Raw genomic sequence first — 6,125 nt, 5'->3', positions numbered from 1 at the left:
TTGCCCGGCCGGCGGGTGTCCAACCCCCCCGGCGGCGCCGCTCATGCGTTTAGAACGGCAGCTTCGCGTCCGGCTTCTCCGCCATGATCACACGGCGGAAATCTTCCTGGATGCGCTTGAGCGCCGCGTCGTTATCGGCTTCGAAACGCATCACCACGACCGGCGTGGTGTTCGACGAACGCGCGAGGCCGAAGCCGTCCGGATACTCGACGCGCAGGCCGTCGATCTTCACGACGTCGTCCGCGCCGGTGAACTTGGCGTTTTGCTGCAGGCGCGCGATCAGTTCGAAGTTTTCGCCTTCTTCGAGCTTCAGTTGCAGTTCCGGCGTGGAGTTCGAGTTCGGCAGCGAGTTCAGCAGCTTGCTCGGGTCTTCCACACGCGTGAGGATTTCGAGCAGACGCGCGCCCGTGTACAGGCCGTCGTCGAAACCGTACCAGCGGTCCTTGAAGAACACGTGGCCGCTCATTTCGCCCGCCAGCGGCGCGCCGGTTTCACGCAGCTTCGCCTTGACGAGCGAGTGGCCGGTCTTCCACATGAGCGGCTCGCCGCCCTTGTCCTTCACCCACTTGCCGAGGTTGCGCGTGCACTTCACGTCGTAAATGATCTGCGCGCCCTTGTTGCGCGACAGCACTTCTTCGGCGAACAGCATGAGTTGGCGGTCCGGATAGATGATCTGGCCGTCTTTGGTGACCACACCGAGGCGGTCGCCGTCGCCGTCGAACGCGAAGCCGATTTCAGCGTCCGTTTCCTTCAGCGCGTGGATCACGTCCTGGAGGTTTTCCGGGTGAGCCGGGTCCGGGTGATGGTTCGGGAAGTTGCCGTCGATCTCGGTGAACAGTTCGACCAGTTCGCAGCCGAGCTTCTTGAACAGCAGGGGTGCGAGGCCGCCGGCCACGCCGTTGCCGGTATCCACCACGATCTTGATGGGACGCGCGAGCTTGATGTCGCCGGCGATACGCTCGAGATAGGCGTCGGCGATGTCGTACTCCGTGTACGTACCGCTGCCTTCGGAGAAGTTCTCGTCGACGATGCGCTGATGCAGCGCGAGAATCTGTTCGCCGTAAATCGCCGCGCCGCGCAGGACCATCTTGAAGCCGTTGTAGTCCGGCGGATTATGACTACCCGTCACGACGATGCACGAATCGACGCGGCGCTCGCCGCCGTCGAGCTGCAACGGTACGCTGGCCGCGAAGTAGCCGACCGGCGTGGGCACCATGCCCACGTTGACCACGTCGACGCCGGCCGCACGCAGGCCGTCCGACAACGCCTGGACCAGTTCGGGGCCCGACAGGCGACCGTCACGCGCGACCACCACGGCGTCGCCGCCTTGCGCCCGCACTTCGCTGCCAAACGCGCGGCCGATCGAACGCGCTGCATCGGCGTCGAGCGTCTTGCCGATTACACCGCGAATGTCATACGCCTTGAAAATAGATTTGGAGATCATGTTGGCTCACTTGCGTGCAATGGAAAATTTTGACCGGCGCACCGCTGATGAATCGGTAAAACACAGCGATGCGCCCTTGCCGGAAGCGATCCGGTTCCAACTTATAATTGCGCTTTTCGGACCAGCCTTATAGCACCATTCTAATGCTTAGACGCCCTCCAAATGTAAAGTTGCCGCGACAGTCGGCTGGGTGGGCAAACGCGCGCACTGCGCCACTCGGGTCATGCGCGCCGCTCGCGCTCACGGCGCCGCCGGCATGCCCGGCGCAAGCGGACCGGCGAGCGGCCAGCGGATGCTGACGCTCAAACGCTTCGCCAATCCGGACGTCACGCGCGCCTTCACGAATATCGTCTGGCTCGGGCTGGAGCGGCTCACGCAGATCGGCGTGGCGATCGTGATCAGCGGCATGCTGGCGCGCTACTTCGGGCCGGACACGTTCGGCAAATGGCAATACGCAAACACGCTGCTGCTGGTGCTCTCGCCCATTACCTGGGTGTGCGGCGCCGAGATTCTGGTGCCCACCATCGTCAACCGGCCGCCGGCGCAGCTCGGCACGGTGCTCGGCAGCGCCTTCGCGCTGCGCATTTCCGTGTCGGTCGCGGCCTTGCTGTTGACCTGGCTCGGCATCGCCCTGCACTTCTTCGAGCCGCTGGTCGGCGCCATGCTCGCCGGCCTCGCCGTGACCATGCTGTTTCGCGAACCGTTCGTCGGCGTGATCAACGCGTGGCTGCAAAGCATGACCTACAGCAAGCCGCAGTTGCTCACCAGCATGAGCACCGCGGTGCTCAAGGCCGCTCTGGTCTATCTGCTGGTGCGCGCGGCGGCCACGCCCGCGCGCTTCGGCTGGCTGTGGGCGCTCGAATCGGCGGCGATCGGCGCGGTCCTGCTGATCTATTACATGCGCCGGCATGGCGGCAAGCTTGGCTGGCATCTCGACCGTTCTCTGTTCAAGCACTTCGCGAGCGCCGGCACCGTGTTCTGGCTTGGCCTGATCTGTATGTATCTGTTCCTGAAACTGGACCGGCTGATGCTCGAACGGGCCATTTCATTCGCTGATCTCGGACGCTATTCCGCCGCCCAGCAGTTGAATGAAAACTGGATCACGCTCGCCTTGATGCTCGCGCAGACCATTGCGCCCGCCTTCGTCTATCGTGTGCAGGAAGCCGCCCAGTTGCGCCGCAACATGTGGCGGCTCACCGCCATGACCGCGGCGCTGATGGTGAGCGGCGCGATCGTGCTGGATCTGCTCGCCGGACTGATCATCCGCCGTGTGTTCGGGCCGCAGTTCGAAGGCGCGATCGAGATTTTCCGCTGGGCCGTGTGGCTGTCGGTACCCGCCGGCATCGAGGCGATCGGCAATCTGATCGTGCTGAAATATCAGGCCAAGTTCGTGTTGCTCGCGAAGTGGCTGCTGGCGCTGGCCGTCGCGTTCGTAGTCAATCTGCTGGCCATTGCGCGACTTGGCGCGTACGGCGCGCTGGTGGGCCTCGCGGCCGGCTATCTGGCGGCCGCGTCGGTTAATCTTTATTACATTCGTTTCAAATTGCGCCCATGACGAACGCATCCGCCACCGCGCAAATGACTCTCGACGACGTCGCGGTCCTGATTCCCGCCTACAACGGCCAAGCCGACGTCGACCTCACGCTCGCGTCGTTCAGTGAAAGCGCGCCGGTGCACGTGTTGATCGTCGATGACGGCAGCTCGCCGCCGATCGTCGCGCCGGTCATCGCCAATATGAAGATCGAAGTGCTGCGCATGGCGCGCAACGGCGGGATCGAACGCGCATTGCAAACCGGCATCGACGCCCTTGCGCAGCGCGGCTTTCGCTATGCGGCACGCATCGACGCGGGCGACCGCAGCGTGCCGCAGCGGCTCGCCAAACAACGCGTGTTCATGGAATTGCATCCACGCGTGGCCGGCCTCGGCATGTGGACGCAGGTCGTCACCCGCGAAGGCAAGCCGCTCTTCATGCTGACGCCACCCGCCGAACCGGACGCGATCCGTCGCTTGCGCTTCTTCCGTTCATGCCTCGCGCATCCTTCGATGATGCTGCGCATCGACGCCGTTCGCGCGGTCGGCAACTACCGCGCCGAGTACCCCTCCGCCGAGGACCTCGATCTGTTCGTGCGGCTGATGGAGCGCTACGACTGCGCGAACCTGCCTGAGCTCGGGCTGTACTACGAACTGAACGAAAGCGGCATCAGCGCGACCAAACGGCGCCGCCAGGTGAGTTCGACGCTGCGGCTGCAACTGCGCTACTTCAACGCCGCCAATCTGTACGATTGGCTAGGCCTCGCCAAAAATCTGCTGCATCTGGTGACGCCTTACCGCGCGCTGCAGCGGATCAAACGCAGCCTGCTCACGCCGCGCGCGAGCCATTAAATCATTCACCACCCCATTCACCGCCGAGCTCGTTCCCGCATGAAGCCTGCCTTGAAGTCGACGCCCGCGTTGCGCATTACACTCGTCTGTAACACCGCCTGGGCAATCTATACCTATCGGCAAGGGCTGATCCGTATGCTGGTTGGACGCGGCGTCGACGTGACGGTGCTCGCGCCGCGCGACCGCACGTTCGAACTGCTCACGGCCATGGGCTGCCGCTGCATCGAATTGCCGGTCGCCTCCAAAAGTACCAGTCCACGCGACGACCTGCGCACGCTGTACGCGCTCTACCGGCAATACAGGACCATCCGCCCGCACGTGGTGTTCCATTACACGATCAAGCCGAATATCTACGGTTCGATCGCCGCGAAGCTGGCGGGCGTGCAGTCGGTTGCGGTCACAACCGGATTGGGCTACGTGTTCATCCAGCACAGCCGCGCCGCGCAAGTGGCCAAAAAACTGTATCGTTTTGCGTTCCGTTTCCCGCGCGAAATATGGTTTTTGAATCGCGACGATCAAGCCGCGTTTGTCGAACGGAATTTGTTGGTGCATCCTGAGCGCGCGAGGTTGCTGCATGGCGAAGGCGTCGACCTCGCGCAGTTCGCCTTTACGCCGTTGCCCGAGCGGACCGATTACCGCTTCGTGCTGATCGGGCGGCTGCTGTGGGACAAGGGCGTGGGCGAATATGTCGAAGCCGCGCGGCGTTTGCATGAACGTTACCCGCACGCACGGTTCCAATTGCTCGGTCCGGTGGGCGTCGACAATCCCAGCGCGATTACACGCGAGGAAGTGGCGGCGTGGGAGCAGGAAGGCATCATCGAGTATCTTGGTGAGGCGCACGACGTGCGGCCTCTCATCGCCGAGGCGGATTGCGTGGTCCTGCCGTCGTATCGCGAAGGCGTGCCGCGCACGCTGATGGAAGCCTCGGCCATGGGCCGGCCGATCGTCGCGACCGACGTGCCGGGCTGCCGCGAGGTGGTGGCGGACGGCGTCAACGGATTGCTGTGCGAAGTGCGCAATGCAGAAAGCCTTGCGGCCACGCTGGCGCGCATGCTCGACATGAGCGGCGCGGAGCGGCGGGCCATGGCAGAACGCGGCCGGAAGAAAGTCGCGGAAGAATTCGACGAGCGCGTGGTCGTCGAAACGTATAAGGACCTGGTGCAGAAAATGACGGGCGTTTTACTTTAACGGAGCAACAGCATGACCACGAAGGGCACGATTCTGGTAACGGGCGGCGCGGGCTTTATCGGCTCGCACACCTGTGTCGAACTGCTGAACGGCGGTTACGACGTCGTGGTAATCGACAATCTCGTGAACAGCAACCGCGAATCGCTGCGGCGCGTGGAAAAGATCGCCGGCAAGGCGGTGACCTTCTACGAAGCCGATGCGCGCGACGAAGCGGCGCTCAACCGTATTTTCGACGCCCACCCGATCACGGGCGCGATTCACTTTGCCGCGCTGAAGGCGGTTGGCGAGTCGGTGGCCAAGCCGATCGAGTACTACAGCAACAACGTCGGCAGCCTGCTAACCTTGCTCGGCGTGATGCGCGACCGTCACGTCAAGCAGTTCGTGTTCAGTTCGTCGGCCACCGTCTACGGCGTGCCGAAGAGCTCGCCGATCGACGAGTCGTTCCCGCTGTCGGCCACCAATCCCTACGGCCAGTCGAAGCTGATTGCCGAGCAGGTGCTGCGCGATCTGGAACTCGCCGATCCGTCGTGGCGCATTGCCACGCTGCGCTACTTCAATCCGGTCGGCGCGCACGAGAGCGGCCTGATCGGCGAAGATCCCGCCGGCATTCCGAACAACCTGATGCCGTATGTCGCGCAGGTCGCGGTCGGCAAGCTCGAGAAACTGCGCGTGTTCGGCGGCGACTACGACACGCCCGACGGCACCGGCGTGCGCGACTATATCCACGTCGTCGATCTGGCGCGCGGACATCTGGCCGCGCTCGACGCACTGGTCAAACGCGACGCCAGCTTCGTCGTGAACCTCGGCACCGGCCAGGGCTATAGCGTGATCGATGTGGTCAAGGCATTCGAGAAAGCCGCCGGCCGGCCGGTGCCGTATGAAATCGTGGCGCGCCGCCCCGGCGACGTCGCCTCGTGTTTCGCCGATCCGGCCGCGGCCGAGAAGATCATCGGCTGGCGCGCTCAGTTCGGCATCGAGCGGATGTGCGAGGACCACTGGCGCTGGCAATCCACGAATCCACAAGGATTCGCGTAAGTTGAATGAAGTCGACGGCGGCGCGAAGGAGCCGCCAGGCAGGGGTTCCGCCGCCGTCGATTGAGGGATTGCACCA

Annotated in this window: 5 protein-coding genes; 4 read left to right on the top strand and 1 reads right to left on the bottom strand. The window is 63.7% G+C overall.

The genetic code is table 11. From position 1 onward, the window contains the following. Window positions 1–49: 49 nt before the first annotated feature. A complete protein-coding gene (locus P0D73_RS43125; RefSeq protein WP_408435889.1) occupies window positions 50–1,444 on the bottom strand; it encodes a phosphomannomutase/phosphoglucomutase in 1,395 nt (464 codons plus the stop codon). A 292-nt stretch (window positions 1,445–1,736) separates the two neighbouring features. Between P0D73_RS43125 and P0D73_RS43120 the strand changes: the two genes are divergently transcribed. The 4 genes from P0D73_RS43120 to galE are packed head-to-tail and all read left to right on the top strand — an operon-like array spanning window position 1,737 to window position 6,049. Then, window positions 1,737–2,999: an oligosaccharide flippase family protein gene (locus P0D73_RS43120; protein WP_408283451.1), complete on the top strand. Its 1,263-nt coding sequence runs from the start codon at window positions 1,737–1,739 to the stop codon at window positions 2,997–2,999. Continuing rightward, entirely contained in the window at window positions 2,996–3,826 is an 831-nt protein-coding gene (locus P0D73_RS43115; protein WP_408435887.1) for a glycosyltransferase, read from the top strand. Before P0D73_RS43120 ends, P0D73_RS43115 begins: the two co-directional genes overlap by 4 nt. A 39-nt stretch (window positions 3,827–3,865) precedes the next feature. Next, complete coding sequence (locus P0D73_RS43110; protein WP_342960083.1) at window positions 3,866–5,014, top strand: glycosyltransferase family 4 protein; 1,149 nt, start codon at window positions 3,866–3,868, stop codon at window positions 5,012–5,014. Between the two features lie 12 nt (window positions 5,015–5,026). Beyond that, complete coding sequence (gene galE / locus P0D73_RS43105) at window positions 5,027–6,049, top strand: UDP-glucose 4-epimerase GalE (protein ID WP_408283066.1); 1,023 nt, start codon at window positions 5,027–5,029, stop codon at window positions 6,047–6,049. The last annotated feature ends 76 nt before the right edge of the window (window positions 6,050–6,125 follow it).

The sequence above is a fragment of the Paraburkholderia sp. RL18-101-BIB-B genome, from assembly GCF_046026985.1.
Lineage (GTDB): Bacteria > Pseudomonadota > Gammaproteobacteria > Burkholderiales > Burkholderiaceae > Paraburkholderia.
Note: the sequence above shows the minus strand (reverse complement) of the source record. Positions and strands in the feature narration are given on the sequence as shown.